Here is a 24,362-nt window from a genome sequence, read left to right as displayed (position 1 = left end):
GCCGTAGGGTTGGCGACGTGGTCGATCGCGCGGAGGTGAAGCGGCGGCGCCTCGCGGCCGCCGAGGAGTGGTCGGTGCTCCTCGGCGACACCACTGCATGCGCGATCGCCAAGGACGGCCGCTCGTACCCGGCCGGCAAGTTCCACGAGGGGCGGGTCGCCGCCCTCGGCGAGCTGCTGCGCCGGATCGACGCCGACTCGAGCGCGGTGCAGATCGCGGATGCCGCAGCCGGACTGCGTGTGGACTGGGAGCAACGGCCCATGCCGGGCGCGGGTGAGAGCCGCGAGTGGCAGAGCTACCGTGCCGGTGGCGTGCAGGCGCTCGGGGAGTTCGCGGTCAGCGACGCCTGAGGTCGTCGGCGGCAGGGGTGGTGCTCGGGCGCGCCGGAAACAGGGTGCGGCACGTGGTGCAGGTGAGGCCCTCGACCGACTCGCCACCGGCTTCGAGTCGACGGCGCTCGGCGATCATGCGACGCTCGCGGGAAATCCGGTCGACGAGGCCGTAGACCAGTACGGCGAGGGCGGCGAGTGCGACGACCGGCCGCACGAACGGTTCGATCATCGGCACGGCGGCGGCCTGTTCGGTCGCGAGGGAGAGCCCCACGAAGCCGAGCACGGGCCAGCGCAGGTCGCAGACGACGGGTTCGGCGCCGACCGGCGCGCTCCGGAAGGTGGCGACGACGAGTCCGAACGCCACCGCGCCGGCGGCGACTGCGGCCCACGACCACCACGGCGCCATTGCCGTGGTGGTCGCGAGGTTGCCGGTCACGACGAGCAGCGCACCCGACCCGATGCCCGCGGCGAGCGCGATCCACCCGCGCGAAGCGGGCCAGGAGCGCAGTTCGGCGAGCGGCACGCGGATCACTTGACGATCGGGATGCCGGTCGCGCTCGAGGCGGCGTCGACCCCGCCGGCGTTCACGAGCGACGTGAACCCGAGGGTCTCCATGCGGTCGATCGCGGCGGCGGATCGGTTGCCCGTCCGGCAGTAGACGACGTACTCGCCGTCGCTGGGCAGCTCGGAGACGAGCGCGTCGAACTCGGGCGACTGCACGTCGATGTTCACGGCGCCATCGAGGTGGCCCTCGGCGTACTCGGCGGGCGTGCGCACGTCGATGATGACGGTGTCGGATGCCACGTCGATCCCCTCGGTGGTCGGGGCGCAGGCCGTGACGCCGAGAACCACGGCGAAGATGACGGCGAGCGGGGCGAGCAGACGGGACAAGAGCTTCATGTGAGGAGATTCCTTGCGTGCGTTGGTCGAGACGACCCATCCACGATAACAGAAATACCCCAGGGGTATTTCTGTCGGTGTTCGTCGTAGGATGAGCGCCAAGTCCGCTCGACCACTTGGGGGAGGCGAGATGTCCGGCTTGGCCTCCGAGTCACGCGAACCGACCGTGCCCCCGCTCGTGCTGCTGCAGCGCCGTCACCGGAATCGCCTGCGCCTCGCCGACCTCCTCGAAGGCCTCGCCTGGTTCTCGACCGTCGTCGTGCTGGCGCTCTTCCTCGCCGACGGCGGGGCGTCGTACTTCACCAACCTGCGCGATGTTCCGACCGGCCTCGGGATCGTCGCCGGCCTCGTCGGCAGCAACGTCGTGTTCCTCATGCTGCTCCTCGTCGCGCGGATCCCGCTGATCGACCGGGCCTTCGGCACCGATCGCACACTGGCGGCGCACCGCTGGCTGGGCAAGCCCGCCCTGTACCTCCTCATCGCGCACGCGCTGCTGCTGATGTGGGGCTACGGACTCGCTTTGGGCCGCGACCCGATCGCGCAGGGCGTGTCCATGCTGACGACCATGAGGGACATGCCGCAGGCGTTCGCGGCGCTCGCCGGGTTCATCCTCGTCGTGGTCACCTCGCTCGCGATCGTGCGCCAAGTGGTGTCCCATGAGTTCTGGTACCTGGTGCACCTGGTGACGTATGCGGCGGTGCTCCTCGCCCTGCCGCACCAGTTCTCTCAGGGCGGGCTCTTCGCCGAGGGAACGTGGGCCCGGTGGTACTGGCTGGCGCTGACGTTCGGCGTGCTCGGCGCGATCCTCGTCTTCCGCGTGATGATCCCGCTGGCCCGCAATGCGCGGTATCGATTGCGGGTGGCGGAGGTGGTGGAGGAGGCGCCGGGCGTGGCATCGGTCGTCATGACCGGTCGCGACCTCGACCACCTGCATGGGCTCGGCGGCCAGTACTTCATCTGGCGGTTCTGGTCGTCAGGCCTCCGATGGGAGGGTCATCCGTACTCGCTGTCCGCCGCTCCCGACGGGCGCGGTCTCAGGATCACCGTGCGCGATCTCGGGGACGACAGTCGTCGCGTGCTCGGCGTGAAGCCGGGAACCCCGGTCTACTTCGAGGGGCCGTACGGGCTCTTCACCACCGCGGCCCGCACGAGCCCCGACGCCGTGCTCCTGGGGGCCGGCATCGGCATCACCCCCATCCGGGCGATCGCCGACGGCATGGTGAAGAGGGCGCGCACCGTGACGATCATCCTCCGCGCGAATGACGACAGCCAGCTCTACCTCCGGCGCGAGTTCGAGGCGCTGCGCGAACACGCGTCGGTGCGGCTGCTCGAGATCGTGGGTCCACCGACGAGGCGCGTGCGCACGTGGCTTCCCGAGTCGATGGCCGACGAGTCGCTGGCGACCCTCGTGCCCGACCTCTCCGATGCCGACGTGTACGTCTGCGGTCCGGCGGTGTGGGCGGATCTCGTCATCGCCGACGCGAGATCGGCCGGCCTGCGCCGGCGACAGATCCACACCGAGAGGTTCAACTGGTGATGCGACGATCGAGTGCCGTGATCCTGGTCTCCGCGTCGACGGTGACCCTGGGTGCCGGGTGGCTGGTCGGCTCGGGGTACCTGGCTCCTGCAGAGGTTGCACCGACTGCGGCCCCGCCGACCGTGCCTGACTCGAACGCGGTGACGGATGCCCCGGAAGGGACGGGTGCCGCGACCCAAGCGCCGGCGGCTCCGGTCCCCGTGACGGTCGACGGCGCGATCATCGACACGAAGTACGGCACGGTCCAGGTGCAGGTCGTCATCGAAGGCGACGTCATCACCGACGTCATCGCCCTGAAGCTCACCGACTCGGGCGAGACGTCGATCGAGGTGAGCGCGCGTGCCGCGCCGATCCTGCGAGAGGAGATCCTCGCCGCGCAGTCGACGGCGGTCGACAACGTCTCGGGCGCCACGTTCACATCCGAGGCCTACCGTACGTCGGTGCAGTCCGCCCTCGACGCGGCGGGATTCACGGGGTAGCCGGCGATGGGCGTGCACATCTTCGACGCCATGGGGACGACCGTGAGCGTCCGGGTCGTGGAAGGGGCGGATGTCTCCAGTGCACGCCTCGAGGACGCACTCGCCGGCGTTCGCCACGCCTTCGTCGCGTTCGAGCGCACCTTCAGCCTCTATCGGCACGACTCGGAGCTCACGCGCATCGCGCGGGGCGAGGTGCGACTCGCCGACGCGAGTCCCGAGGTGCGTGACATGTATGCGGCGGCGGTGGGCTGGCGTGCCCGCACCGGGGGCGCCTTCACGCCGCACCGGCCCGACGGCATCGTGGACCTCTCGGGCTTGGTGAAGGCCGAGGCGATCGCGGCCGCCGGCGACGTGCTGCGCCAGGCCGGGTTCGACGCGTTCACCGTGAATGCGGGTGGGGACGTGCTCACGGCGGGTGCGCCGGAGCGGGGCTTCTGGACGACCGGCGTCGTCGACCCGGCCGACCGATCACAGCTGCTCACGACCGTGCGCTCGGATGACGACCTGCCGGCGGTGGCCACCTCGGGAACGAGCGAGCGGGGCGAGCACATCTGGAGCACTCCGGTGCACGCCGAAGCCAGCCTCCGCGACACGATCGCACAGGCGACCGTGCTCGCCGGGGACATCGTCACGGCCGACGTGCTGGCGACGGCCATCGTGGCCGGCGGACGAGCGACCCTCGACGCGGTGACCGACGAGCATCCGGTCGGCGTCCTCGCCGCCTTCGGAGACGGCACGCTCGCGGCGAACGCCCGATGCCGGGAACGGGTCGTGCGATGACGGGTTCCGCACCGGAGGGTGCCGGTCAGCCTCGGCCGACGAGCCGGGTCATGGCGGTGAGCACGATGGTGGCGGATGCCGCGGGCCGCCTCCTGCTGGTGCAGCGCTCCAAGCCGCCCGAGGCGGGCCGCTGGTCTCTGCCCGGCGGCCGCGTCGAGCCCGGCGAGCGCCTGGAGGATGCCGCCGCCCGGGAGGTGCTCGAGGAGACCGGCCTGCGGGTGCGGATCGTCTCGGAGGCCGGCATGATCGAGCGGTCCACGCCCGACGGCGGCGTCTTCGAGATCCACAGCTTCGCCGCCCAGTACCTCGGCGGCGAGCCGGTCGCGGCCGACGATGCCGGAGGGGTGCGCTGGGCCACTCCTGATGAGCTGTCGACGCTCGAGCTCACTCGCGGCCTGCAGGAGTTGCTCGCCCGGTGGCGATCCTGATCGGCGGCTCGCGATTCCGCTCAGCCCACGACGACGTCGTCGCCGTCGACGGTGAACGTCGTGTCGAGGCCGGCGTCGGCAGTGATGCGGCGTACGTAGTCGACCACCTCGTCGAACCGCGAGTCCCCGGCCGAGAGCAGTTCGGGCACCGCCATCCGGTCGATCATCACGGGGCGGAACCGCACCCGGCCAACGCCCTCGCGACCGATATCGCAGCTCACGACCATCGACTTCCGAGCGTCGGGTGGGAAGTTGAACATGCCGCCGATGTCGGGCTCCCAACCCGGGTGCAGGCTCAGCAGGTGCCGGAACGAGGGGCGGTTCGCGTGCTCCTCGTCCATCGGCAGTTCGATCGCGAAGTTGCCGAGGCTGTGGAAGATCGCCCTGCCGCGGTACATCTCCACGCCCTTGAGGATGTGCGCGTGGTGCCCGATCACGAGGTCGGCGCCCGCGTCGATCGCCGCGCGGCCGAGCGTGCGCTGGTAGTCGGCGAGGTCCGCGTGCGTGAAGTGGATGCCCCAGTGCGCCGAGACGATCACGGCGTCGGCGAGTTCCCTGGCGCGCGCGATGTCGTCGATCATGCCGCGCTGGTCGTCGGGATGCGGGAACGTGAACAGTCGGGCGGGCGTGCCCGGCTGGTCGGGCTCGGCAGGCTCGTGCACCGTGAACGCGCGAAGCGGGGCGACCCCCGCGCGATTCGGCGTCGCGTGGTACTCCGCCGGCAGGATGCTGCAGTACGCCAGGACGGCGACGCGGATGCCCCGGGCCTCGATGACGCGGATGCGGCGTGCCTCATCGAGGTCGCGTCCGACGCCGAGCGGCACGATGCCGGCCGCCTCGAGCGCGTCGATGGTGTCGATGAACCCCTCGTATCCCCAGTCGAGCGCGTGGTTGCTCGCCCACGACGCCACGTGGAACCCCGCGCGCCGGAAGGCGTGGGCTGCGGCGGCATCCGTTCGCGACGTGTGCTTGGTCTGCGGCACGCGCTGCCCGCGGTCGGTGAGGGTCATCTCGAGTTGCATGAACGCGAGGTCGGCCGAGCGGAGGTGGTCGGCGACGTACTCGAAGAGCGAGTCGACGTCGGCGCGTTCGGGTCCGACGTCGCCCACCGCCGTGAATCGGATCGTGTCGGTCATGCATCCTCCTGCATCGCGGCGAAGACGGCCCGGGCGCCGCCGCCCGACCGCATCGCCTCCACCGCATCGATGACGGCACGGGCGGCGCGCTCGCCGATGATCGGATCGCACAGCGCCCGGAACTTCTCCGTCGTCTGCTCGCGCGACATCGGATTCCCGGGCGAACCGGGCGCCTCGGCCCGACGCGTCACGGTGCCGTGCGCCGTGACGAGCGAGACCTCGGCGAGCAGCCGGCGGGGGAAGACGCGCTCGGCCTCCTCGTCGACCTCGAGTCGTACGAGGTCGGCGAGGTGCGCCACAGCGAGGCCATCCTCGAAGCGGCGATAGTGCGCGGGGTCGTTGCCGCCGGCCGCCAGCCGCATCGCGATGGCATGGTGCACGCTCATCTGCGCCTCGGTGAGGTCCCGTGGGCGCCCGCCGATGTGGCCGACGTGCGCGAGCGTCGCCCGGTCGCAGCGCACCGTGATCTCGATGAGGTCGTCGATGCGCGATGCGTCCGGCACACCCGCGGCCAGCGCGGCGTCGAGTGCCGCCAACGGCGCCTGCAGCCCGGCGCAGACGCACCAGCGCTTCATCGCCAGGCCGCGCAGCGCCCACTCTCGGCCCAACCCGTGGGTCAGGGCTTCGGGCCTGGCCCGCTCGACGAAGGTGTGCAGGAATCCCCGCGCACCCTCGATGGCCGCCGTCGGTGCGGTGACACCCCGTGCGGCGATCGCGGCGGAACGGATGCCGCCGGCCGCCGCCATCCCCGCGTGCAGGCGTTTGACATCCCCACCGGTGCGCGTGAACTCAGCGGTACCGCCGGCGTGCGACGCGGCGATGCCGTAGGCGGCCGCCGCCTGCCGGGCGTCGAGCCCCATGAGCCGTACCGCCGCCGCGACCGCGCCGAAGACGCCGAGGGCGCTCGTGACGTGGAATCCCCGGTCGCTCGTGAGCGACGGCGTGCACGCCTCCCCGAACCGCACGGTCGTTTCGAAGCCCGCCGCCAGCGCAGCGATGAGCTCCCGGCCGTCGCTGTCGACGTGTTCGCCGAGCGCGAGGGCCACGGGCACGACGACGCTGCCGGGATGCGAGAGGCCGGGGAGCGCGTAGTCGTCGATCTCGAAGCCGTGCGCGGCGGTGCCGTTCGCGAGTGCCGCCCACTCGGGTCGCAGGCGCCGCGCGAGCCGCGGCACGCTCGACCGACCGTCGGGCGACTCGTCGGCGGCGTATGCGCGTACGCCCGCGGTCCACGAACGTTCGGCGCCCACGGCGATCGCCCCGATCGCGTCGAGGGTGTGGCGCAGCATCCGGTCGACCACGTCGTCGGGCAGGTCGTCGAAGCGCAGCCCGACCGCCCAGCCCGAGAGCGCGGCGGTCGCGCCGGTCATGCGGGCACCTCCTCCGCGAAGTGGCACGCGGCGAGCTGCCCTTCGGGCATGAGGCGAAGGGTCGGCACGGTCGTCGCGCAGACGTCTCGCGCCATCGGGCAGCGCGTGCGGAAGCGGCATCCGCTCGGGGGATTCATCGGCGAGGGCAGGTCGCCGGCGAGTGCCGCGCCCCGCGACGGCTGGTGCGGGTCGGCGACGGGCACCGAGTCGAGCAACGCGCGGGTGTACGGATGCCGCGGCCGCGCGTAGAGCTCGTCGACGCCGCCGATCTCGACGATGCGGCCGAGGTACATCACGGCGACGCGATCGGCGATGTTCCGCACCACCGACAGGTCGTGCGAGATGAAGAGCATCGACAGGCCGTGCTGCGCCTTCATGTCCTCGAGCAGGTTGATGACCTGCGCCTGCACCGAGACGTCGAGCGATGCGACGGGCTCGTCGCACACGAGGATCTCGGGCCGAAGCACCATGGCGCGCGCGATCGCGATGCGCTGGCACTGCCCGCCCGAGAACTCCGAGGCGCGGCGACCTCCGACCCGATCGGGATCGAGGCCGACGCTCGACAGCATCTCGTCGACGCGCGTCGCGGCGTCGGTCGGCGAGACGCCCGCGATGCGGAGCCCCTCGGCGACGAGGTCTCGCACGCGTCGTCGCGGGTTGAGCGACGAGCGCGCGTCCTGGAAGATCATCTGCATCGCCCGCCGCTGGGCTCGCGTCTCGCGAAGGGGGCGGCCCGCGAGCTCCTCGCCGCGGAGGCGGATCGAGCCGGAATCGGGCGCGGGCACCTGCAGCAGCGCACGGCCCGTCGTCGACTTGCCGCAGCCCGACTCGCCTACCAGCGCGAGCGTCTCACCCCGTTCGAGCGTGAAGCTCACGCCCGACGACGCCTCGATCGTCCCCCCGGCCACCTTGAACCGCTTCACCAGGTCGGTCACCTCGAGCAACGCCATGTCACACCGCCTCTCTCACCGGATGGTGGCAACGCAAGGTCCGGCCGGACGCGTCGATCTCGACCGGCGGGGTCGCCGACCGGCAGTCGGTGCGCGCGTACGCACACCGCGGCGCGAAGGGGCATCCGTCACCGAGCCGTGACAGGTCGGGCGGATGGCCCGGAATCGCGACGAGGCGGTGGTGCGTCGGTGCATCGATGCGCGGGATCGCCTCGAGGAGCGCCTTCGTATACGGATGCCGCGGCGCGTCGAACACCTGCGCCGTCGGTCCCGACTCGACGATGAGCCCGCCGTACATCACGGCCGTGGTGTGGGTGCGTCCGGCGATGACCGAGAGATCGTGGCTCACCATGATCATGGCGAGCGAGCGCTCGCGTGCGAGCCGACTCAGCAGGTCGAGGATCTGCCGCTGCACGGTGACGTCGAGCGCGGTCGTCGCCTCGTCGGCGATGAGCAGGTCGGGCTCGCAGGCGAGCGCCATCGCGATGGTGATGCGCTGCCGCAGACCGCCCGAGAACTGGTGCGGGTAGTGGCGGAGCCTCGTCGCGGCATCCGGAATCCCGACCTGCCCGAGCAGTGCGATCGCCTCGGCCGCCGCCTCCTCGCGGGAGATGCCGCGATTGTGGATCGCCGCCTCGGTGATCTGCCGGCCGATGGGCACCACCGGGTTGAGCGCCATCATCGGGTCCTGGAACACGATCCCCAGACGTCGGCCCCGGATGCGTCGAGCCGCCTCGGGGCGCATCGATTCGAGGTCCTCGCCGTCGAGCACAACCCGCCCCGACACCCGGGCACCCGGCGCCTTCGCGCCCACGATGAGCTTGGCGAGCGTCGACTTGCCGGAACCGGACTCGCCGACCAGGCCGAGGATCTCGCCCCGTCGCAGGGCGAGGTCGACCCCGCCGAGCGCGATCACGTCGCCGTGCGTGGTGGGGATCTCGCATCGCGCCCCGGCGACCTCGAGCAGCAGGTCATTCGCAGGTGCGCTCATGCCTCGCTCCCGGTGGAGATGCGTCGGCGCAACTGGTCGCCGACCGTGTTGAACGCGAAGACGGTGAGGAAGATCATGAGCGACGGCGCGATCACGAGGTAGGGAGCACGGGCCAGGTTGTCCTTGCCGGAGGCGATCATCGATCCCCAGCTCGGGGCCGGCGCCGGCACGCCCACGCCGAGGAAGCTCAGCGAGCCCTCGATGACGATGATGAGGGCGATGACGACGACCGAGTACGAGATGATCGGCTGGATGCTGTTCGGCAGCAGCTCGCGGAACAGGATGCGCAGGTGTCCGGCGCCGAGCGAGCGTGCCGCGGTGATGTAGTCCCGCCCGAGCTGGCCGAGCACCGAGGCCCGGGTGAGCCGCACGAAGGGCGGCACGAACAGCGCCCCGAGGGCGAAGACGAGCGTCGGCACGCCCGGCGTGACGACCGTGGCGAGGGCCATGAGGAGCAGGAGCGGCGGGAACGACAGCACGGTGTCGGTGAGCACGTTCACGACCGACTCGACGACGCCGCGGGCGTAGGCCGCGATGAGTCCCAGGAGCACCCCGATGACGATGGCGATGGCGGTGGCGCCCACTCCGACCGCCATCGAGATGCGGATGCCGTGGATGAGTCGCGAACCCATGTCGCGGCCGATGGCGTCGGTGCCGAGCAGGGGGCCATCGCCCGAGAACGGGGGCACGCTCGGCGGGCCCACCGGCTCATCGATGGCGGGCATGGGCAGCAGGTCGGCAATGGCCGCCAGCACGAGGAGCAGCGCGATCCAGCCGACCGCGAGGGCGAAGCCGATGCGTCGCCCGAGCCGTGCACGCTGCGAGCGGGCGGATCGGGCGGGGCGCACCGGGAGGATCACCGGGTCTTCGAGCGTCGTGGTCATGAGCGTCGCATCCGTGGGTCGAGGACGGCATAGGCGGCATCGACGATCGCGTTGACGAGCACGTAGGTCACGGCGACGAGCACGACGATGCCCTGGATCATCGGGATGTCCTTCGCTGGGATCGACTGCAGCGCGAGGCTGCCGAGTCCGGGAAGGGCGAAGAGGCTCTCGACCACGACCGAGCCGGCGACGAGCCGGCCGAATGCCACCGCGGCGACGGTGATGAGCGAGAACGACGACGGGCGCAGCACGTGGCGGCGCAGGATGTACGACCGCGGCAGGCCTCGCACGGTGGCGGTCTGCACGAAGTCCTCGCGGAGCGTCGAGATCACGTCGCTGCGCAGCAGTCGGTAGAAGGCGGGGAACTCGCCGAGCGCGAGCGCCAGCACCGGTACGAACACGTAGTGGAGGTTGGCACCGACGCCCGAGGTCAGCGGTGCCCAGCCCGCCACGGGGAACCATCGCGTCGCGACCGCCAGCACGTACACGAGCAGTACCCCGACCACGAAGACCGGCACCGACATGAAGCCCGACGCGACGCCCGAGAAGACGCGGTCGAACACCGAGTTCTCACGGGATGCCGCGAACACGGCGGCCGGGATCGCAATGGCGAGCGAGAGGATGAGCGCGAGCACCGTGAGTTCGAGGGTGACCGGCAGCCGCTGGAGGAGGACCTCGACGACGGGCTGGTTCGACTGGATGGACACCCCGAGGTCTCCGGTCAGGGCACTGCCGAGCCACTGCAGGTACCGCTCGGGCAGCGGGCGGTCGTACCCGTATTCGGCGTTGAGCGAGGCGATGGCCTCATCCGTCGCCGTGGGTCCGAGGATGATCGAGGCCGGCGATCCGGGCATGAGATCGGTGAGCGCCGTGCCCACGAGCGTCACGAGCAGCAGCACCGCCCCGAGATGCAGGAGGCGGCCGCCGAGGGAACGGGAGCGGATGCGGGCCTGCCGCATCCGCCCCCCTTGGAGCGTCGTCACTGACCGTCAGCCGCCAACCACAGACGGTCGAACAACAGGGACCCGTCGCCGTGGAGGGTCAGGCCCTGGAGCGCTGCGGCGTGCACGGTGTAGGCCTCCTGGTTGCGGATCGGGAGCACCGGCACGTCCTCGACCACGAGTCGCTCGACCTCGGCATACGCCTCGGCGCGCTCGCCGGCATCGGTCGAGTCCCGTCCTGCATCGAGCGCGTCATCGACGTCGGGGTTCGAGTAGCCCATGTAGTTCGTCTGCCCGTCGGTGCGAAGCAGCTTCGCGAGGTTCGGCTCGGGGTCGGTGACCGGCACGATCTGCGCCGACATCTGGTAGTCCTGATTGCGGAAGACGCGCTCGTCGAGCGTCGCGTTGTCGACCGTGTCGATGGTCACCGTCACGTTCTCGAACTGCGAGAGGCGGCTCTGCAGGTACTCGGCGGTACGCGTGAAGAACCCGCTCGCCGGCATCGTGATGGCGAAGGACACGGGGGCGCCCTCCTCGGCGAGTTCGTCGAAGAGCTCCTGCGCGGCCTCCTGGTCGGCCTCGACGAATGCGCTCTTCTCGGGGTGGAAGGCGGACTCCGGTCCGAAGAAGCTGTCGGGTGCCGTGGAGCCGGGGTCGACGACCGCGGTCAGGTCCGCGATGTCGAGCGCGAGCTGCACCGCCTGGCGCGCACGGAGGTCGTCGAACGGTGCCTGCTCGAGGTTGAACATGATGAGCGGGCCGCCGCCGGTCGGCGCCGACGTCACGTCCAGTCCGCTCGTCGTCGCGCTCTCCTTGAATGCAAGTTCCGAGCCCGGGATCGCGGCGTGCGCCTGGCCGGTCGTCACGGCGTTGATCCGCTGGGTCGGGTCCTTGATGGGCTTGAACGTGATCGAGTCGAGGTAGGGCTGGCCGTCGACGAAGTAGTCGTCGTTGCGCACGAGGGTCATGTGGTCGTCGCGCACCCACTCCTCGAGCACGAACGGGCCCGCGCCCACGGGGTTGTTGGCGAAGTCGGGGTCCTCGGCGATCGCCGTGGGCGACGCGATGTGCGTGAGGCTCGTCGCCAGCACCTTGTCGAACTGCAGGTTCGGCTCGGGCAGCGTGATGGTGAGCGTCGTCTCATCGACGACGTCGAACGTCACGTCCGCGAGGAGTCCGGCGAGCGGCGAGCTCGTGGCGGGGTCCTGGATGCGCTCGTAGTTGAACACGACGGCCTCGGCATCGAGCGGCGTGCCGTCGGTGAAGGCGACGCCCTCGTTGAGCGTGAGGGTCCATTCGGTGCCGTCGTCGTCGGGCGTGAGCGACTCGCCGATCTGGGGCGTGACCTCGCCGGTCTTGGCGTCCGACCAGAAGAGCACGTCGTAGATCGCCGACATCCGGTTGGCGTCGCCCGACGGGGTGAGGTTGAAGAGGAAGGCGGGGTCGAGGCCGCGCACGGCTTCGACGCCGAGGATGATCGTGGCGTCGCCGCCCTGGACGGCCTCGGACGTGGGCGAAGGGTCGGGGGCGGATGATGACTCGGGGGCGCACGCGCTGAGGCCTGCGATCATGACGGCCGTCAAAGCGACGGCGGCGAAGGTGTTCCTGGAACGCACGAGGGTCCTATCTCCGTTGATGGGGCCGCCGCGTGCTGCGGCACGGCGGTCGGCGTGCTGTCGTCGGACAGTATTCACGATCCGTGCCCGAGCGTCAATGATTGTGTCGTCTATTTTCGTTCGTTGGACAAGCATCGCGGCGCTGGGATGGGCAAACAGGGCGTTCAGAGCTTTGAAGCTCGCGGATTTCCCGGCGCAAACGAACGACAGTGACGTTGCCGTTCGGGGCAGTGCAGCGTAGGCTGACCGGCGACGACGGCACCAACGCGAAGGAGCGAGATGACGACGACCGAGCCCGGCGGCGCGCCCGATCCGGCGATCGCCGACGACTTCGATGCCCGCGCACCTGAGACGTTCGACAGCCCGCACGAGCTGTACCGCCGCCTGCGGTCGGAATGCCCGGTCGCCCACTCCAGCGAGTACGGCGGCTTCTGGGCGCTCACCCGCTTCGAGGACGTCGAGGCCGCGGCCCGCAACTCCGACCTGTTCATCTCGTCGGTGCGAGCGGTGGTGCCGAGCGACCCTCGCGGCATCCGGCGACCGCCGCTCAACTTCGATGCGCCGGCGCACTCGCCGTTCCGCCGTGCGCTCGACCGCACCCTCCACCACTCGCGCCTCGCACGCATCGAGCCGAAGCTCCGCGAGCACGCCGCGAGGGAGATCACGCCGTTCATCGAGGCCGGCACGAGCGACATCTGCCGCGGCTTCGGGACCCTGTACCCGGCGTTCACCGCCGCGGAATGGCTCAACCTCGGCCGCGACGAGGTGTACCGGCTGGCGGATGTCGCGAGCGAGTGGGTCGACGCCTGGCGACGACAGGACGTCGAGCTCGTCACGGCTCGCAGCAACGAGATGTACGACATGGCCCGCGCCCTCGTGGCCGACCGCAAGCGGAACCCGCGCCCGGTCGAGGAGGACCCTGCGAGTTCGCTCCTCTCGGAGGAGGTCGACGGCGAACCGCTGAGCGAAGAGCTGGTGGTCGCCGCGCTCCGCCAATCGCTCGTCGTCGGCATGGTCGCGCCACCGATCCTCCTCGGCGGGATCTGCGTGCACCTCGCGCGCGACCCGGCGCTCCAACAGCTCCTGCGCGATCAGCCCGAGCTGATCCCCGCCGCCGTCGAGGAGTTCGTGCGGCTGTACACGCCGTACCGCGGATTCGCGCGCACGGTGGTCGAGCCGGTGACGCTGCACGGCCGCACGATCGAACCGGGCGAACCCGTGACCCTCGTCTACGCGTCGGCGAACCGCGACGAACGCGTCTTCCCCGACCCCGATGCGTTCGTGCTCGATCGCCCGAACATCCTGCAGCACCTCGGGTTCGGCCGGGGTCGGCACCGCTGCGTCGGGATGTCGCTCGCGCGGTTGAGCCTGCGGATCGCGCTCGAGGAACTGCTCGCACGAACCCGTAGCATCGAGCTCGCGGGCGAGATCGAGACCACGCGCATGCCAGAGGTCGGGGCGCAGGGCGTTCCGCTGCGGGTTTCGGCGGTGTGAGCCGGGGCCGACGGGCGCCGCTCCTCGGTGGGAATAAATACCCCTGGGGTATTGATACACTTGGTACGAGGGTCGAATCCCGACCCACCGAACCACCAAGAGGCAACCCATGGCAACCACCAACCTGACGGTCGAGTCCTTCGGGAAGACGATCGCCGACAACGACATCGTGTTCGTGGACTTCTGGGCCGCGTGGTGCGGTCCGTGTCGCATGTTCGCACCGGTCTTCGAAGCCGCTTCGACCACCCACCCCGACATCGTGTTCGGCAAGGTCGACACCGAGGTCGAGCAGCAGCTCGCCGCGGCGGCGAACATCACGTCCATCCCGACGCTGATGGCCTTCCGTGACCAGATCCTCGTCTTCTCGCAGCCCGGCGCACTCGGGGGAGCACAGCTCGAGCAGCTCATCACCGCGGTGAAGGGCCTCGACATGGACGAGGTGCGCAAGACCCTCGACGCCCAGGACGCCACCGCCACCGCGTAGCATCCGGCGCCCCGCCATCCGCGGCCGCCGCCAGGCGGCCCCTCGCCTTCCCTGCGCGCGACCTCGCGATCCGCGATGATGGAGCGCGAGGAGTCGACATGGCGGCGAAGGGCTTGAGGCGGTGGCTGCCACCGGGCGTCGATACGGCGCTGCACTACCGGCGCGACTGGCTCTGGTCCGACCTACGGGCAGGCGTCGTCGTGACGGCGCTGCTCATTCCCGCCGGCATGGGCTACGCGCAGGTGGCCGGCCTGCCACCCGAGACCGGCCTCTACGCCACGATCGTGCCGTTGCTGGCGTACGCCGTCTTCGGCCCGAGCCGCATCCTCGTGCTCGGGCCCGACTCCGCGCTGGCTCCGATCATCGCCGCGGCGATCCTCCCGCTCGCCCTCGGCGACGACGACCGGGTCGTGGCGCTCGCGGGTCTGCTCGCCATCATGGTCGGGGCGATCCTGCTGCTCGGCGGCATCCTGCGCCTGGGCTTCGTGACCGACCTCATCTCGAAGCCGATCCGGGTGGGGTACCTCAATGCGGTCGCGGTGCTCGTGCTCATCTCGCAGGTGCCGAAGCTGCTCGGATTCTCGATCGACTCGGCGTCGCCCCTCCGTGATCTCATCTCGATCGTCGGGGGGATCTCCGCGGGCGAGGTGCAGGTGATGGCCCTCGCATTCGGGCTGGGCTCGCTCGCCGTCATCGTGGTGCTCACCTGGCTGCGCTCACCCGTGCCCGGCGTGCTCGTCGCGGTGGTCGGCGCGACGGCGCTCACCGCCGTCCTCGGCCTCTCGGGTGCACTGCCGGTGGTCGGTGCGCTGCCGCAGGGTCTTCCGGCCCCCGCCCTCGGCGGTCTCGAGTGGGCGGATGTCGCGGCGCTCGCCCTGCCGGCTGCCGGCATCGCCCTCGTCGCCTTCACCGACACGGCCGTGCTCTCGCGCACGTTCGCAGCGCGGCGCGGCGAGACCGTGAGCGGCAGCGGCGAGATGGCGGCGATCGGAGCCGCGAACATCGCGGGCGGCATCTTCGGCGGGTTCCCGATCTCCGCCTCGTCGTCACGCACACCCGTGGCGGAGCAGGCCGGGTCGAAGTCGCAGCTCACCGGAATCGTCGGCGCGGTGCTGATCGTCGCGTTCATGCTCCTCGTTCCCGGCCTCACCGAGTTCCTGCCCGCGGCGACGCTCGCCGCGGTGGTCATCGTCGCCGCCGCGCGTCTCATCGACCTGCGCGGGTTCCTCCGCCTCGTGCGCATGGATAGGACGGACGCCCTGCTCTCGGCGGCGGCGTTCCTCGGCGTGCTCGTGTTCGGGGTGCTCGAGGGGATCGCCGTGACCATCGGGCTGTCACTGCTCGCCTTCGTGATCCACTCGTGGCGGCCCTACCGCGCCGAGCTCGGCCGGGTGACCGGTCTGCGTGGGTACCACGATCTCTCCCGGTATCCCGAGGGCGAGCGGATCCCCGGCGTGCTGATCCTGCGCTTCGACGCACCGCTGTTCTTCGCCAACGGCGGCATCTTCGAGGACTTCGTGCGCTCGCGCGTGCGGGCCGCCGGTCCCGGCATCCGCACCGTCATCCTCGCCGCGGAACCGATCACCGACATCGACACGACCGCCATCGACGAGCTCGTGGAACTCGACGACTTCCTCCGCTCGCACGGCATCACGCTCGTGCTCGCCGAGATGAAGGACCCGGTCATCGACGTGCTCCGGGCCTACGGCCTCGAAGACCGCTTCCCTCCCGAGCGGTTCGCGCCCACCGTCGGCGCCGCGGTCGACGACGTGACGGGCACGCTCCGCCGCGACCTGGAGGGCACGAAATGGGAGCGAGACGAGGCCGAGGAGTAGCGACCGGCCGAAGGTCCCAGTCGTTCGTCGACGGCCCCTTGTAGCCTGCGAATGGAGGTGAGGTCATGGACGACGGAGACGCGACCCCCGACGCCGGACGACCCAACGGCGGGATCACCCGTCGGAACGCGCTCGTCCTGGGCGGCGTCGGCGCGGCCGCGCTCGCCGGCGCCGGCTTCCTGCTGTGGAGTCAGCGACCGCGCACCGCACCTGACGCGCCCGCGACGAGCACGCCCGAGGCGACCCCCTCACCCACCGCGTCGCCGCCACCGGACGACATCGGGACGCTCTCCGAGCCCGAGGTGCTCCAGAGCTCCGACGGCCGGCTCGAGCTCACCCTCACCGCAGCTCTCGCCGACGTGGTGGTGGCGGGTCGGCAGGTGCGGGCCCTCACCTTCAACGGCACGCTCCCGGGTCCGACCCTTCGCGTGCGGCCGGGCGACCGCATCGCGCTCAGCTTCCGGAGCCAGCTGGATGCGCCGACCAACCTGCACACGCACGGCCTCGTCGTCTCGCCCGAGGGCAACAGCGACAACGTCTTCCTGAGGATCGAGCCCGGGGCCACGTTCGACTACGTCTACGAGCTCGGGGCCGATCATCCGCCGGGGATCTTCTGGTATCACCCGCACGATCACGGCACCACCGCCGAGCAGCTGTTCGCGGGCCTGTACGGGGCGATCATCGTCGACGACGACGAGCCGATCCCCGCCGCGCGGGAACGGTTGCTCGTCATCCACGACATCGCCTTCGACGGAGACGTCGTGCACGCGGCATCCGGCGGCGAACGCACGCTGGGGCGTGAGGGCGACCTCGTGACGGTGAACGGCCAGCTCGGGCCGACGCTCAAGGCCAGACCGGGGGAGCGCGAGCGCTGGCGCATCGTCAACGCGTGCAGTTCGCGCTACCTGCGACTCCGTCTCGACGGACAGCGGATGCAACTGCTCGGCATCGATGCCGGACGCTACGCCGAGCCCCGTGAGGTCGACGAGATCGTGCTCACGCCCGGCAATCGGGCCGATGTCATGGTGACCGCCGCGGAGGGCACGAGCGTGCTGCAGACCCTGCCCTTCGATCGCGGCAGCATGCGGGCCTTCGGCAGCCCGCCGAGTGCGACGACGGGTGCCGACCTGCTCACGTTCACGGCCGTCGGTGAAGCGGCCACCGCCACGCCGTTCCAGGTTCCGCTGCCGACGACGAGGGACCTTCGCGCCGAGCAGATGACCGCTCAACGGACGCTGACGCTCGGGATGGGCCCCGGCGGTGGCGGCATCCGCTTCACCATCGACGGACGAGAATACGACCACGAGCGCATCGACACCGAGGTGACCCCGGGAGCCCTCGAGGAGTGGACCATCGTGAACCAGAGCCCGATGGATCACCCCTTCCACCTGCACGTCTGGCCGATGCAGCTCCTCGAGGTCGGCGGGCAACCGGTGGAGGGCGTCGACTGGCGTGACGTGGTGCAGGTTCCCGCGCGAAGCCGCACCATCGTGCGCATCGCGTTCGAGGGTCTCACCGGGAAGACCGTCTACCACTGCCACATCCTCGATCACGAGGATCTCGGCATGATGGGCACGATCCGCACGGGTTGAGGAATCGGTCCGTTCCCACGTACCCGTGAATACCCTGAGGGTATTTTGACAATACCCCTGGGGTATCCATACTATGGTGGTATGACCCAGAAGCGCTACCTCATCATCGGCGGAGTCGCCGGCGGGATGTCCGCCGCAACTCGCCTTCGCCGGCTCGACGAGAACGCCCGCATCACGGTGCTCGAGCGCGGCGGCCACGTTTCGTTCGCGAACTGCGGACTCCCCTACTACCTCGGCGGCATCATCGAAGAGCGCGAGAGCCTGCTCCTGCAGACCCCCGAGTCGCTGCACAGCCGCTTCAACCTCGACGTGCGCGTGCGCACCGAGGCGGTCTCGATCGACCGCGACGCCAAGACCGTCCGCGTCCGCGACCTCACCACCGGCGAGGAGGCCGTCGAGGCCTACGACGCGCTCGTGCTCTCGCCCGGCGCCACGCCCGTGCGACCCCCGCTCCCAGGCGGCGAACGCATGCTCTCCCTGCGCGACATCGACGACGTCGACACCGCGATGGCCGAGCTCACCGTTGCTCCGCACAGCGCCCTCGTGATCGGCGCCGGCTTCATCGGCCTCGAGATGGTCGAGAACCTCGTGCACCGCGGCCTCGCCGTGACCCTCGTCGAACTCGGCGAGCAGGTGCTGCCGCCGCTCGACCCCGAGATGGCCGGGCCCGTCGCCGACCGCCTCCGGGCCGCCGGTGTCGACATCCGCCTCGGCACGCAGGTCACCGAGCTGGGCCCCGACACCGCGACTCTCTCCGACGGGTCCGTCGTTCCCGCCGAGTTCGTGCTCGCCTCGATCGGCGTGCGGCCCGACACCTCGCTCGCCACGGCCGCCGGCCTCGAGATCGGTGAGCGCGGCGGCATCCGTGTCGACGGCCAGCTCCGCACGAGCGACCCCGACATCTACGCGATCGGCGACGCCGTCGAGAAGACCGACGCCATCTCGGGCGAGCAGCGCCTCGTCGCGCTCGCCGGGCTCGCCAACCGCCACGGCCGCCTCGTGGCCGACGCCATCACCGGCAAGCGGATCCACGTGCGCAACGCGCTCGGCACCGCCGTCGTCGGCGTGATGGGCGTCACCGTCGCGGCCACCGGCTGGAACGAGAAGCTGCTGCGCGGCATTGGGCGCGACATCCGCGTCTTCCACACCCATCCCGCCTCGCACACCGGCTACTACCCCGGTGCCGAGCCGATGTCGCTCAAGCTCGTCGTGGACGCCGCGACCGATGAGATCCTCGGCGCCCAGGGCATCGGCGGCGACGGGGTCGACAAGCGCATCGACGTGATCGCCACCGCGATGACCGGCGGCATCACCGCCTCCGAGCTCGCCGACCTCGAGCTGGCCTACGCGCCGCAGTTCTCCTCGGCGAAGGACCCGGTCAACATGCTCGGCTACGTCGCACTCAACGCGGCCGAGGGCCTCACCCCCTCGATCCAGTGGCACGAACTCGAGGCCGAACTCGACGCGGGCGCGACCCTCGTCGACGTGCGCACGCGCAGCGAGTACGCCGACGGGGCGATCCCCGGCTCGATCAACATCCCGCTCGACGAGATCCGTTCGCGCCACGGCGAGCTGCCCGAGGGGCGCCTCATCGCGCACTGCATGGTCGGCCAGCGCGGTCACACCGCCGTTCGACTGCTCGCGCAGCTCGGCCGTGAGGCCGTGAACCTCGACGGCGGCTACCTGACCTGGAGCGCCGGAACGCAGGCACGATCCGCGGTTCCCGCGCTCGTGTCGTAGGCCGACGCTCGTGCGGCGAAACAGGAGGACACGCCGCACCGATGTCGAAAACAGGGCCCTGAGACATGCTCCTGCGCCGACGTCATGTTCTGACCACCCAATCACCCACCAACACAGAGGAGAACCACCCATGTGCAGCCCCATCCCGTGCACCTGCGGAAAGACCACCTGGAGCGGCTGCGGCCAGCACGTCGACAGCGTGAAGGACCTCGTTCCCGCCGCGCAGTGGTGCGACGGCTCCCACGAGTAGTCCGCTGAGCCGTCGGATCGAGCCCGAGCCCGACTCCAACCCCCATCACAACCCGAGGAGAACCACCCATGTGCAGTGCAGTCACCTGTCGCAAGTGCGGCAAGACGACGTGGGCCGGCTGCGGCCAGCACGTCGACCAGGTCATGCGAGGCGTTCCGCGCAACCAGCGTTGCGAGGGGCACGCGAAGGAGCCCGGCTTCTTCTCGCGCCTGTTCTCCCGGTGAGTTGACCTCCGTGGCGAGGTCGGCGAAGCCCGACGCCGACACGTCGGTTCCCGTCATCGGCGAATACGTCGACGGCATCGATATTCCGGTCGTCAACGAACGTGCCGTGCGGGCATCCGCTGGACTGCTGTTCTTGTTCGGGATCATCGCCGTCATGACGGGGGCCCTGACGGGCGACCTGCAGCTGCTGCGGGCGTTCGGCATGACGTTCCTGCTCGACATGTCGATGCGGCTGTTCGTCGGCACCCGGTACACGCCGAGCCTCATCATCGGGTCGCTCATCGTGCGGCGCCAGCGCCCCGAATGGGTCGGCGCGCAGCAGAAGAAGCTCGCCTGGGTGATCGGCCTGGTGCTGGCCTTCGTCTCCTGCACGGCGATGGGCTTCCTCGGTGTGAGCGCCGAGATCCAGCTCGCGATGTGCAGCGTCTGCCTGGGCCTGCTCTTCATCGAGAGCGCGTTCGGCATCTGCGTCGGATGCGAGCTCCAGCGCCGGTTCAGCAGGGAGAAGCCGCAGCTCTGCGCCGGTGACACCTGCACCTATGTGCCGCCCAAGCGCGGCGAGCGCCACTCGGTGCTGCAATGACCGGCGACCCCGGTCGATACCAAAGGAGAGCACGGTCATGAAGAAGCAGACCATCATCACCACGAGCATCGTCGCGGGCGCCGTGGTGCTCGCCGGTGTCGGTGTCGCCATCGCCCTCGCGAACGGCCAGGGCGAGGCGCCGGATGCCGCGCCGACGACGGTCGCGACGACACCCGCCGAGGTGCCGCCGACCGACGACGCGGTCGCCACGCCCGAGCCCGAGGCCGCGCCCGCGTACAACACCACGACGGCGCTGCTCTTCCTCATCGAGGAGGAGAAGCTCGCCCACGACGTGTACGTCACCCTCGGCGACCTGTGGGGGTCGAACATCTTCACGAACATCGTGGAGAGCGAGACCACCCATCAGGAACTCGTCGCGCCCCTGCTGACGGACCGCGGTATCGCCGATCCCCGCTCGGCGGAGGTCGGCGTCTTCACCGACCCCGACCTGCAGGCGCTCTACGACGACCTTGTTGCGCGCGGCTCGACCAGCCTCGCCGAGGCCATCCAGGTCGGGATCGTCATCGAGGAGAAGGACATCACCGACCTCAGCGCCGCCATCGCGGCCGAGGACGAGGCCGACGTGGTGGGCGTACTCGAGCGGCTGCTCTCGGGCTCCGAGAACCACCTCCGGTCGTTCGAGCGCCAGGCCTGAGGCGCGGGCGGGGGCCATCATGTTCCGTCGCAGCGGTCGTGCCGCCCAGGAGCAGTTCCCAGCGCGCGCATAGGCCGCAGGCGCATCCTTGATGCCATGGGAGTTCCGTCGAGGATCCCCACGGCCGTCGCCTGGGTCGTGGCGGCGCTCCTGGTCGCCTCGGCGCCCCTCCTCCACGCCATCTGCATCGCGCCGGCCGAGTCGGCCGCGGCGAGCCACATCATGGCGGATGGCTCGGTGATGACGATTGCCGCGGCAGGCGATGCCGCGGCATCCGGAGATGCCGAGGCATCCGGTCACGCCGGTCACGTCAGCACGTCCGCTGGAGCAGACCCGGCCGCCGCTTTGCCCGTCGAGCCCGCCGCCGCGGCACCCTCGACCGCGCTCCTCGACACGACCGGCGCCGTCGGAATGATCGTCGTCTTCGCCGGCTTCGCGGTGCTGTCACTCGTCATGTTCGTTCGTCGGTGCCGCATGCTGCCGGCCCTGAGCGACCCGCCACGACGATGGCCGAGCGCGTTGCTCCCTCACGACGTCCGCGACCGACATCCGCTCGACGTCGACCTCTCCCGCTTGGGGATCTCGAGAACGTGACGCGCGTCACGCGAACGGGCGGCGCCGGCGCGCCATCCACTCGTTCGCCGCCGCGCCATCGAGACACTTCAACGAGGTAAGGAAGCACCACATGTTCACACGCAACCACCGCGTGGCCGGAGTGGCCGCGCTCGCACTCTCCGCAGCACTCGTCCTGACGGGCTGCACGATCAACCTGCGCGGCGGCCAAGCCGACGACGACGATCGCGGCATGGGCGACCACATGTCGGGCCAGGGGCAGGGCCCGATGGGCGGAGCATCCGACTCCGGCGAGTTCAGCCCCGGCGACATCATGTTCGCCCAGATGATGATCCCGCACCACCAGCAGGCGGTCGACATGTCGGATCTGGCGCTCGAACGCTCAACCGACGAGGAGGTGCTCGAGCTCGCCCAGCAGATCCGCGACGCCCAGGCGCCCGAGATCGAGCAGATGCAGGGCTGGCTCGACGCCGCCGGCGCCGGCACGTCGATGGGTCACAGCATGTCCGACATGGGCATGGACATGGGAGGCATGCTCAGCGATGAGGACATGACGGCCCTCGAGAACGCCACCGGTGCCGAGTTCGATCGGCTCTGGCTCGAGGGCATGATCGATCACCACGAGGGCGCCATCCAGATGACCCACATGATCGAGGACGCTCGCAACGACGAGGTTCGCGCGCTCGCCGAGGCCATCGTCGAGAGCCAGACGGCCGAGATCGAGCGGATGGAGCAGCTGTTGGCCGGCTAACGGGGCTCGCCGGAGACGTGCCGCAGGAACCATTCGCGGGCGAGATCGGCGACCTGCTCGAGCGTGCCGGGCTCCTCGAAGAGGTGCGTCGCGCCCGGCACGATCTCGAGCTCGGCGGGACAGGTCAGCTGCGCAAGCGCGAGGCGGTTCAGCTCGATCACCTGCGTGTCGTCGCCTCCGACGATGAGCAGCGTCGGCGCGCGCACGTCGGCGAGCTTCGCCCCTGCGAGGTCGGGTCGGCCGCCCCGCGACACGACCGCAGCGACGTCGACCATGGGATCGGCGGCGGCCACGAGCGCCGCGCCCGCCCCCGTGCTCGCTCCGAAGAAGCCGATCGGATGCCCCGTGGCCTCGGGCTGCTCGCCGAGCCAGCGCACCGCCGTGACGAGCCGGTCGGCGAGCAGGTGGATGTCGAACACGTTCGCCCGGTCGGCTTCCTCCTGCACCGCGAGCAGGTCGACGAGGAGCGTGCCGAACCCCGCCTGCTGCAGCGTCTCGGCGACGAACCGGTTGCGCGGGCTGTGCCGGCTGCTGCCACTGCCGTGCGCGAACACGACGAATCCGGTGGGTTCGGGCGGCACGGCCATGGTCGCGGCGAACTCGACGCCGCGATCGGGGATCCGCACCTCGAGTTCATTGATGCCGTCGTCGATGGGGCTCATGATGCCTCCCTCGCAGTTCCGGATGCGACGGTACGCGCGAGGCCGATGCGCGGCCGTGCCGAAGGTCCCATGGGTGCAATGCCCTCCTTGCCCTCGATCCGTCAGGTACGGAGGAACACGAAGGTGCCGAGATACGCCACGTAGGCGACCACGAACACCGCGCCCTCTGGTCGGCGCATGCGCCCGCCGGTGAGGAAAGCGAGGGCGGTGGCCACGGTCGCGGCGACCATCACCGGGAGGCCCACCCAGAGGAGATCGGGATCCACCCGGATGCCACCGACGGCGACGACGCTCGTCGTTCCGAGGATGAGCCCGATGTTGTAGATGCTGCTCCCGATCAGGTTGCCCACGGCGATGTCGCGTTCGCGCCGGACGGTCGCGACGATCGCCGTGACGAGTTCGGGTGCCGTCGTTCCGATGGCGACGATCGTGAGGCCGATCACCGCCTCGCTCACGCGCAAGCCCCTGGCGAGGTCGACCGCGCCGCTCACGAGCCAGTCGGCGCCGACGACGATGATGCCGATGCCGGCGACGAGCCAGACCGCGTCTCGAATCGTGCGGCGGCTCGATGCCACAGTCCTGACCCGGGGCCCGCCGAACTCCCGTTCGAACTCCGCACGCGTCGCCACCGTCTCGCGGCGCGCCGCCCGCACGACGAGGATCGTGTACAGCAGGCCGAGCGCGAGCAGCACCACGCCGTCGAGCCGGGTGACGACGCCGTCGATCGCGACGGCGAACACGAGCACCGCCGCCGCCACCATCACGGGGAGGTCGAGGCGCAGGGCCTGCGAACGCAGGGTGAGGGGCCGGATGAGTGCCGCGAGACCCATGACGAGCAGCAGGTTGAGCGTGTTCGCCCCGACGATGTTGCCGAGTGCGAGCGAACCGCTGCCCTGCAGCGCGGAGTCGATGCCGATGGCGAGCTCGGGGGTACTCGTGCCGATGGAGACCACGGTGACGCCGATCACCATCGGCGAGATGCCGAGGCGTGCGGCGAGGCGGGTGCCGCCGCGCACGAGCAGCTCGGCTCCGCCGATGGTGGCGAGGAGCCCGATGAGGAAGACCCAGAACGCGGTCACCGTCCGCACCATACCGGAACAGCGGGACGCCGGACCGCTCCGGGCCGCCTGTGGACGATCCCGACGGCGATCGCGCGGAGTCCTCTACACTCTGAC

At 70.4% G+C, this 24,362-nt stretch carries 26 protein-coding genes; 15 read left to right on the top strand and 11 right to left on the bottom strand.

The features are described 5' to 3' along the window. Nucleotides 1–17 precede the first annotated feature (17 nt). Nucleotides 18–350 (top strand): hypothetical protein, encoded by a 333-nt coding sequence (locus tag AB0K73_RS03075; protein WP_360510658.1) that lies wholly within the window; start codon nt 18–20, stop codon nt 348–350. On the opposite strand, the gene AB0K73_RS03070 is transcribed toward AB0K73_RS03075, so the two are convergent. Both AB0K73_RS03070 and AB0K73_RS03065 read right to left on the bottom strand, forming a co-directional pair. Continuing rightward, nucleotides 337–864 carry a hypothetical protein gene (locus tag AB0K73_RS03070; protein ID WP_360510659.1) on the bottom strand — a complete coding sequence of 176 codons (528 nt, stop codon included), beginning with the start codon at nt 862–864 and terminating at the stop codon, nt 337–339. The two genes, AB0K73_RS03075 and AB0K73_RS03070, sit on opposite strands and share 14 nt — an antisense overlap. Beyond that, nucleotides 861–1,232 (bottom strand): rhodanese-like domain-containing protein, encoded by a 372-nt coding sequence (locus AB0K73_RS03065; protein WP_360510660.1) that lies wholly within the window; start codon nt 1,230–1,232, stop codon nt 861–863. The genes AB0K73_RS03070 and AB0K73_RS03065 overlap by 4 nt, the downstream gene beginning before the upstream one ends. A 130-nt stretch (nt 1,233–1,362) precedes the next feature. Here AB0K73_RS03065 and AB0K73_RS03060 point away from each other — a divergent pair, with 130 nt between their 5' ends. From AB0K73_RS03060 to AB0K73_RS03045, 4 genes are read left to right on the top strand one after another with little or no spacing between them, the layout of a single operon-like run. Further along, nucleotides 1,363–2,769 carry a ferredoxin reductase family protein gene (locus AB0K73_RS03060; protein ID WP_360510661.1) on the top strand — a complete coding sequence of 469 codons (1,407 nt, stop codon included), beginning with the start codon at nt 1,363–1,365 and terminating at the stop codon, nt 2,767–2,769. Further along, nucleotides 2,769–3,248, top strand: a complete 480-nt coding sequence (locus AB0K73_RS03055; RefSeq protein ID WP_360510662.1) for an FMN-binding protein — start codon at nt 2,769–2,771, stop codon at nt 3,246–3,248. Before AB0K73_RS03060 ends, AB0K73_RS03055 begins: the two co-directional genes overlap by 1 nt. A gap of 6 nt (nt 3,249–3,254) precedes the next feature. After that, on the top strand, nt 3,255–4,028 hold the full coding sequence (locus tag AB0K73_RS03050) for an FAD:protein FMN transferase (protein ID WP_360510663.1): 774 nt from the start codon (nt 3,255–3,257) through the stop codon (nt 4,026–4,028). A gap of 50 nt (nt 4,029–4,078) precedes the next feature. Further along, a complete protein-coding gene (locus AB0K73_RS03045; protein WP_360510664.1) occupies nt 4,079–4,456 on the top strand; it encodes an NUDIX domain-containing protein in 378 nt (125 codons plus the stop codon). Between the two features lie 20 nt (nt 4,457–4,476). Here AB0K73_RS03045 and AB0K73_RS03040 read toward each other — a convergent pair whose 3' ends face one another. Genes AB0K73_RS03040 through AB0K73_RS03010 form a run of 7 tightly spaced genes read right to left on the bottom strand, consistent with a single transcriptional unit; the run spans nt 4,477 to nt 12,344 of the window. After that, nucleotides 4,477–5,592, bottom strand: a complete 1,116-nt coding sequence (locus tag AB0K73_RS03040; protein ID WP_360510665.1) for a CapA family protein — start codon at nt 5,590–5,592, stop codon at nt 4,477–4,479. Further along, complete coding sequence (locus tag AB0K73_RS03035) at nt 5,589–6,962, bottom strand: MmgE/PrpD family protein (protein ID WP_360510666.1); 1,374 nt, start codon at nt 6,960–6,962, stop codon at nt 5,589–5,591. Before AB0K73_RS03035 ends, AB0K73_RS03040 begins: the two co-directional genes overlap by 4 nt. Beyond that, complete coding sequence (locus AB0K73_RS03030) at nt 6,959–7,912, bottom strand: oligopeptide/dipeptide ABC transporter ATP-binding protein (RefSeq protein ID WP_360510667.1); 954 nt, start codon at nt 7,910–7,912, stop codon at nt 6,959–6,961. The genes AB0K73_RS03035 and AB0K73_RS03030 overlap by 4 nt, the downstream gene beginning before the upstream one ends. Before the next feature lies 1 nt (nt 7,913). Continuing rightward, complete coding sequence (locus tag AB0K73_RS03025) at nt 7,914–8,903, bottom strand: ABC transporter ATP-binding protein (protein WP_360510668.1); 990 nt, start codon at nt 8,901–8,903, stop codon at nt 7,914–7,916. After that, nucleotides 8,900–9,787 carry an ABC transporter permease gene (locus tag AB0K73_RS03020; RefSeq protein ID WP_360510669.1) on the bottom strand — a complete coding sequence of 296 codons (888 nt, stop codon included), beginning with the start codon at nt 9,785–9,787 and terminating at the stop codon, nt 8,900–8,902. The genes AB0K73_RS03025 and AB0K73_RS03020 overlap by 4 nt, the downstream gene beginning before the upstream one ends. Continuing rightward, nucleotides 9,784–10,746 (bottom strand): ABC transporter permease, encoded by a 963-nt coding sequence (locus AB0K73_RS03015; RefSeq protein WP_360510670.1) that lies wholly within the window; start codon nt 10,744–10,746, stop codon nt 9,784–9,786. Before AB0K73_RS03015 ends, AB0K73_RS03020 begins: the two co-directional genes overlap by 4 nt. Nucleotides 10,747–10,766: 20 nt before the next feature. Further along, entirely contained in the window at nt 10,767–12,344 is a 1,578-nt protein-coding gene (locus AB0K73_RS03010) for an ABC transporter substrate-binding protein (protein ID WP_360510671.1), read from the bottom strand. Nucleotides 12,345–12,623: 279 nt separating this feature from the next. On the opposite strand from AB0K73_RS03010, the gene AB0K73_RS03005 reads away from it, so the two are divergent. From AB0K73_RS03005 to AB0K73_RS02960, 10 genes are all read left to right on the top strand, one after another. Continuing rightward, a complete protein-coding gene (locus AB0K73_RS03005) occupies nt 12,624–13,838 on the top strand; it encodes a cytochrome P450 (protein WP_360510672.1) in 1,215 nt (404 codons plus the stop codon). Between the two features lie 109 nt (nt 13,839–13,947). Next, the gene (gene trxA / locus AB0K73_RS03000) at nt 13,948–14,322 is read left to right on the top strand and encodes a thioredoxin (RefSeq protein ID WP_360510673.1); all 375 of its coding nucleotides are present in this window, start codon (nt 13,948–13,950) and stop codon (nt 14,320–14,322) included. 98 nt (nt 14,323–14,420) lie between these two features. Continuing rightward, nucleotides 14,421–16,157, top strand: a complete 1,737-nt coding sequence (locus AB0K73_RS02995) for a SulP family inorganic anion transporter (protein ID WP_360510674.1) — start codon at nt 14,421–14,423, stop codon at nt 16,155–16,157. 65 nt (nt 16,158–16,222) lie between these two features. Beyond that, nucleotides 16,223–17,749 (top strand): multicopper oxidase family protein, encoded by a 1,527-nt coding sequence (locus AB0K73_RS02990; RefSeq protein WP_360510675.1) that lies wholly within the window; start codon nt 16,223–16,225, stop codon nt 17,747–17,749. 81 nt (nt 17,750–17,830) lie between these two features. Then, nucleotides 17,831–19,489 carry an FAD-dependent oxidoreductase gene (locus tag AB0K73_RS02985; protein WP_360510676.1) on the top strand — a complete coding sequence of 553 codons (1,659 nt, stop codon included), beginning with the start codon at nt 17,831–17,833 and terminating at the stop codon, nt 19,487–19,489. 318 nt (nt 19,490–19,807) lie between these two features. Beyond that, entirely contained in the window at nt 19,808–19,963 is a 156-nt protein-coding gene (locus tag AB0K73_RS02980) for a hypothetical protein (protein ID WP_360510677.1), read from the top strand. 10 nt (nt 19,964–19,973) lie between these two features. Continuing rightward, nucleotides 19,974–20,546 (top strand): DUF4395 domain-containing protein, encoded by a 573-nt coding sequence (locus AB0K73_RS02975; protein ID WP_360510678.1) that lies wholly within the window; start codon nt 19,974–19,976, stop codon nt 20,544–20,546. A gap of 37 nt (nt 20,547–20,583) precedes the next feature. Beyond that, nucleotides 20,584–21,201, top strand: coding sequence for a DUF2202 domain-containing protein (locus AB0K73_RS02970; protein WP_360510679.1), 618 nt, complete (start codon nt 20,584–20,586; stop codon nt 21,199–21,201). Nucleotides 21,202–21,297: 96 nt separating this feature from the next. After that, complete coding sequence (locus tag AB0K73_RS02965; protein WP_360510680.1) at nt 21,298–21,795, top strand: hypothetical protein; 498 nt, start codon at nt 21,298–21,300, stop codon at nt 21,793–21,795. A gap of 91 nt (nt 21,796–21,886) precedes the next feature. Then, nucleotides 21,887–22,525 carry a DUF305 domain-containing protein gene (locus tag AB0K73_RS02960; protein WP_360510681.1) on the top strand — a complete coding sequence of 213 codons (639 nt, stop codon included), beginning with the start codon at nt 21,887–21,889 and terminating at the stop codon, nt 22,523–22,525. On the opposite strand, the gene AB0K73_RS02955 is transcribed toward AB0K73_RS02960, so the two are convergent. Both AB0K73_RS02955 and AB0K73_RS02950 read right to left on the bottom strand, forming a co-directional pair. Continuing rightward, nucleotides 22,522–23,187: a dienelactone hydrolase family protein gene (locus AB0K73_RS02955; RefSeq protein ID WP_360510682.1), complete on the bottom strand. Its 666-nt coding sequence runs from the start codon at nt 23,185–23,187 to the stop codon at nt 22,522–22,524. The two genes, AB0K73_RS02960 and AB0K73_RS02955, sit on opposite strands and share 4 nt — an antisense overlap. A 101-nt stretch (nt 23,188–23,288) precedes the next feature. Beyond that, a complete protein-coding gene (locus AB0K73_RS02950; protein ID WP_360510683.1) occupies nt 23,289–24,266 on the bottom strand; it encodes a calcium/sodium antiporter in 978 nt (325 codons plus the stop codon). Nucleotides 24,267–24,362 lie beyond the last annotated feature (96 nt).

The sequence above is a fragment of the Agromyces sp. NPDC052230 genome (genome assembly GCF_040679595.1).
Taxonomy (GTDB): Bacteria; Actinomycetota; Actinomycetes; order Actinomycetales; family Microbacteriaceae; genus Agromyces.
The sequence above is the reverse complement of the archived record's forward strand: the minus strand, read 5'-3'. Positions and strand labels throughout refer to the sequence as shown.

Bases quoted from the DNA above. Each gene is read 5' to 3' on its own strand.
- AB0K73_RS03030 (WP_360510667.1), bottom strand. From the start codon at position 7,912: ATGGCGTTGCTCGAGGTGACCGACCTGGTGAAGCGGTTCAAGGTGGCC.
- AB0K73_RS03045 (WP_360510664.1), top strand. From the start codon at position 4,079: ATGGCGGTGAGCACGATGGTGGCGGATGCCGCGGGCCGCCTCCTGCTG.
- AB0K73_RS02990 (WP_360510675.1), top strand. From the start codon at position 16,223: ATGGACGACGGAGACGCGACCCCCGACGCCGGACGACCCAACGGCGGG.
- AB0K73_RS02995 (WP_360510674.1), top strand. From the start codon at position 14,421: ATGGCGGCGAAGGGCTTGAGGCGGTGGCTGCCACCGGGCGTCGATACG.
- AB0K73_RS03020 (WP_360510669.1), bottom strand. From the start codon at position 9,787: ATGACCACGACGCTCGAAGACCCGGTGATCCTCCCGGTGCGCCCCGCC.
- AB0K73_RS03055 (WP_360510662.1), top strand. From the start codon at position 2,769: ATGCGACGATCGAGTGCCGTGATCCTGGTCTCCGCGTCGACGGTGACC.
- AB0K73_RS02955 (WP_360510682.1), bottom strand. From the start codon at position 23,187: ATGAGCCCCATCGACGACGGCATCAATGAACTCGAGGTGCGGATCCCC.
- AB0K73_RS03025 (WP_360510668.1), bottom strand. From the start codon at position 8,903: ATGAGCGCACCTGCGAATGACCTGCTGCTCGAGGTCGCCGGGGCGCGA.
- AB0K73_RS03040 (WP_360510665.1), bottom strand. From the start codon at position 5,592: ATGACCGACACGATCCGATTCACGGCGGTGGGCGACGTCGGACCCGAA.
- AB0K73_RS02985 (WP_360510676.1), top strand. From the start codon at position 17,831: ATGACCCAGAAGCGCTACCTCATCATCGGCGGAGTCGCCGGCGGGATG.
- AB0K73_RS02970 (WP_360510679.1), top strand. From the start codon at position 20,584: ATGAAGAAGCAGACCATCATCACCACGAGCATCGTCGCGGGCGCCGTG.
- AB0K73_RS03060 (WP_360510661.1), top strand. From the start codon at position 1,363: ATGTCCGGCTTGGCCTCCGAGTCACGCGAACCGACCGTGCCCCCGCTC.
- AB0K73_RS02960 (WP_360510681.1), top strand. From the start codon at position 21,887: ATGTTCACACGCAACCACCGCGTGGCCGGAGTGGCCGCGCTCGCACTC.
- AB0K73_RS03065 (WP_360510660.1), bottom strand. From the start codon at position 1,232: ATGAAGCTCTTGTCCCGTCTGCTCGCCCCGCTCGCCGTCATCTTCGCC.
- AB0K73_RS03035 (WP_360510666.1), bottom strand. From the start codon at position 6,962: ATGACCGGCGCGACCGCCGCGCTCTCGGGCTGGGCGGTCGGGCTGCGC.
- AB0K73_RS03050 (WP_360510663.1), top strand. From the start codon at position 3,255: ATGGGCGTGCACATCTTCGACGCCATGGGGACGACCGTGAGCGTCCGG.
- AB0K73_RS03015 (WP_360510670.1), bottom strand. From the start codon at position 10,746: ATGCGGCAGGCCCGCATCCGCTCCCGTTCCCTCGGCGGCCGCCTCCTG.
- trxA (WP_360510673.1), top strand. From the start codon at position 13,948: ATGGCAACCACCAACCTGACGGTCGAGTCCTTCGGGAAGACGATCGCC.
- AB0K73_RS03005 (WP_360510672.1), top strand. From the start codon at position 12,624: ATGACGACGACCGAGCCCGGCGGCGCGCCCGATCCGGCGATCGCCGAC.
- AB0K73_RS02965 (WP_360510680.1), top strand. From the start codon at position 21,298: ATGGGAGTTCCGTCGAGGATCCCCACGGCCGTCGCCTGGGTCGTGGCG.
- AB0K73_RS02980 (WP_360510677.1), top strand. From the start codon at position 19,808: ATGTGCAGTGCAGTCACCTGTCGCAAGTGCGGCAAGACGACGTGGGCC.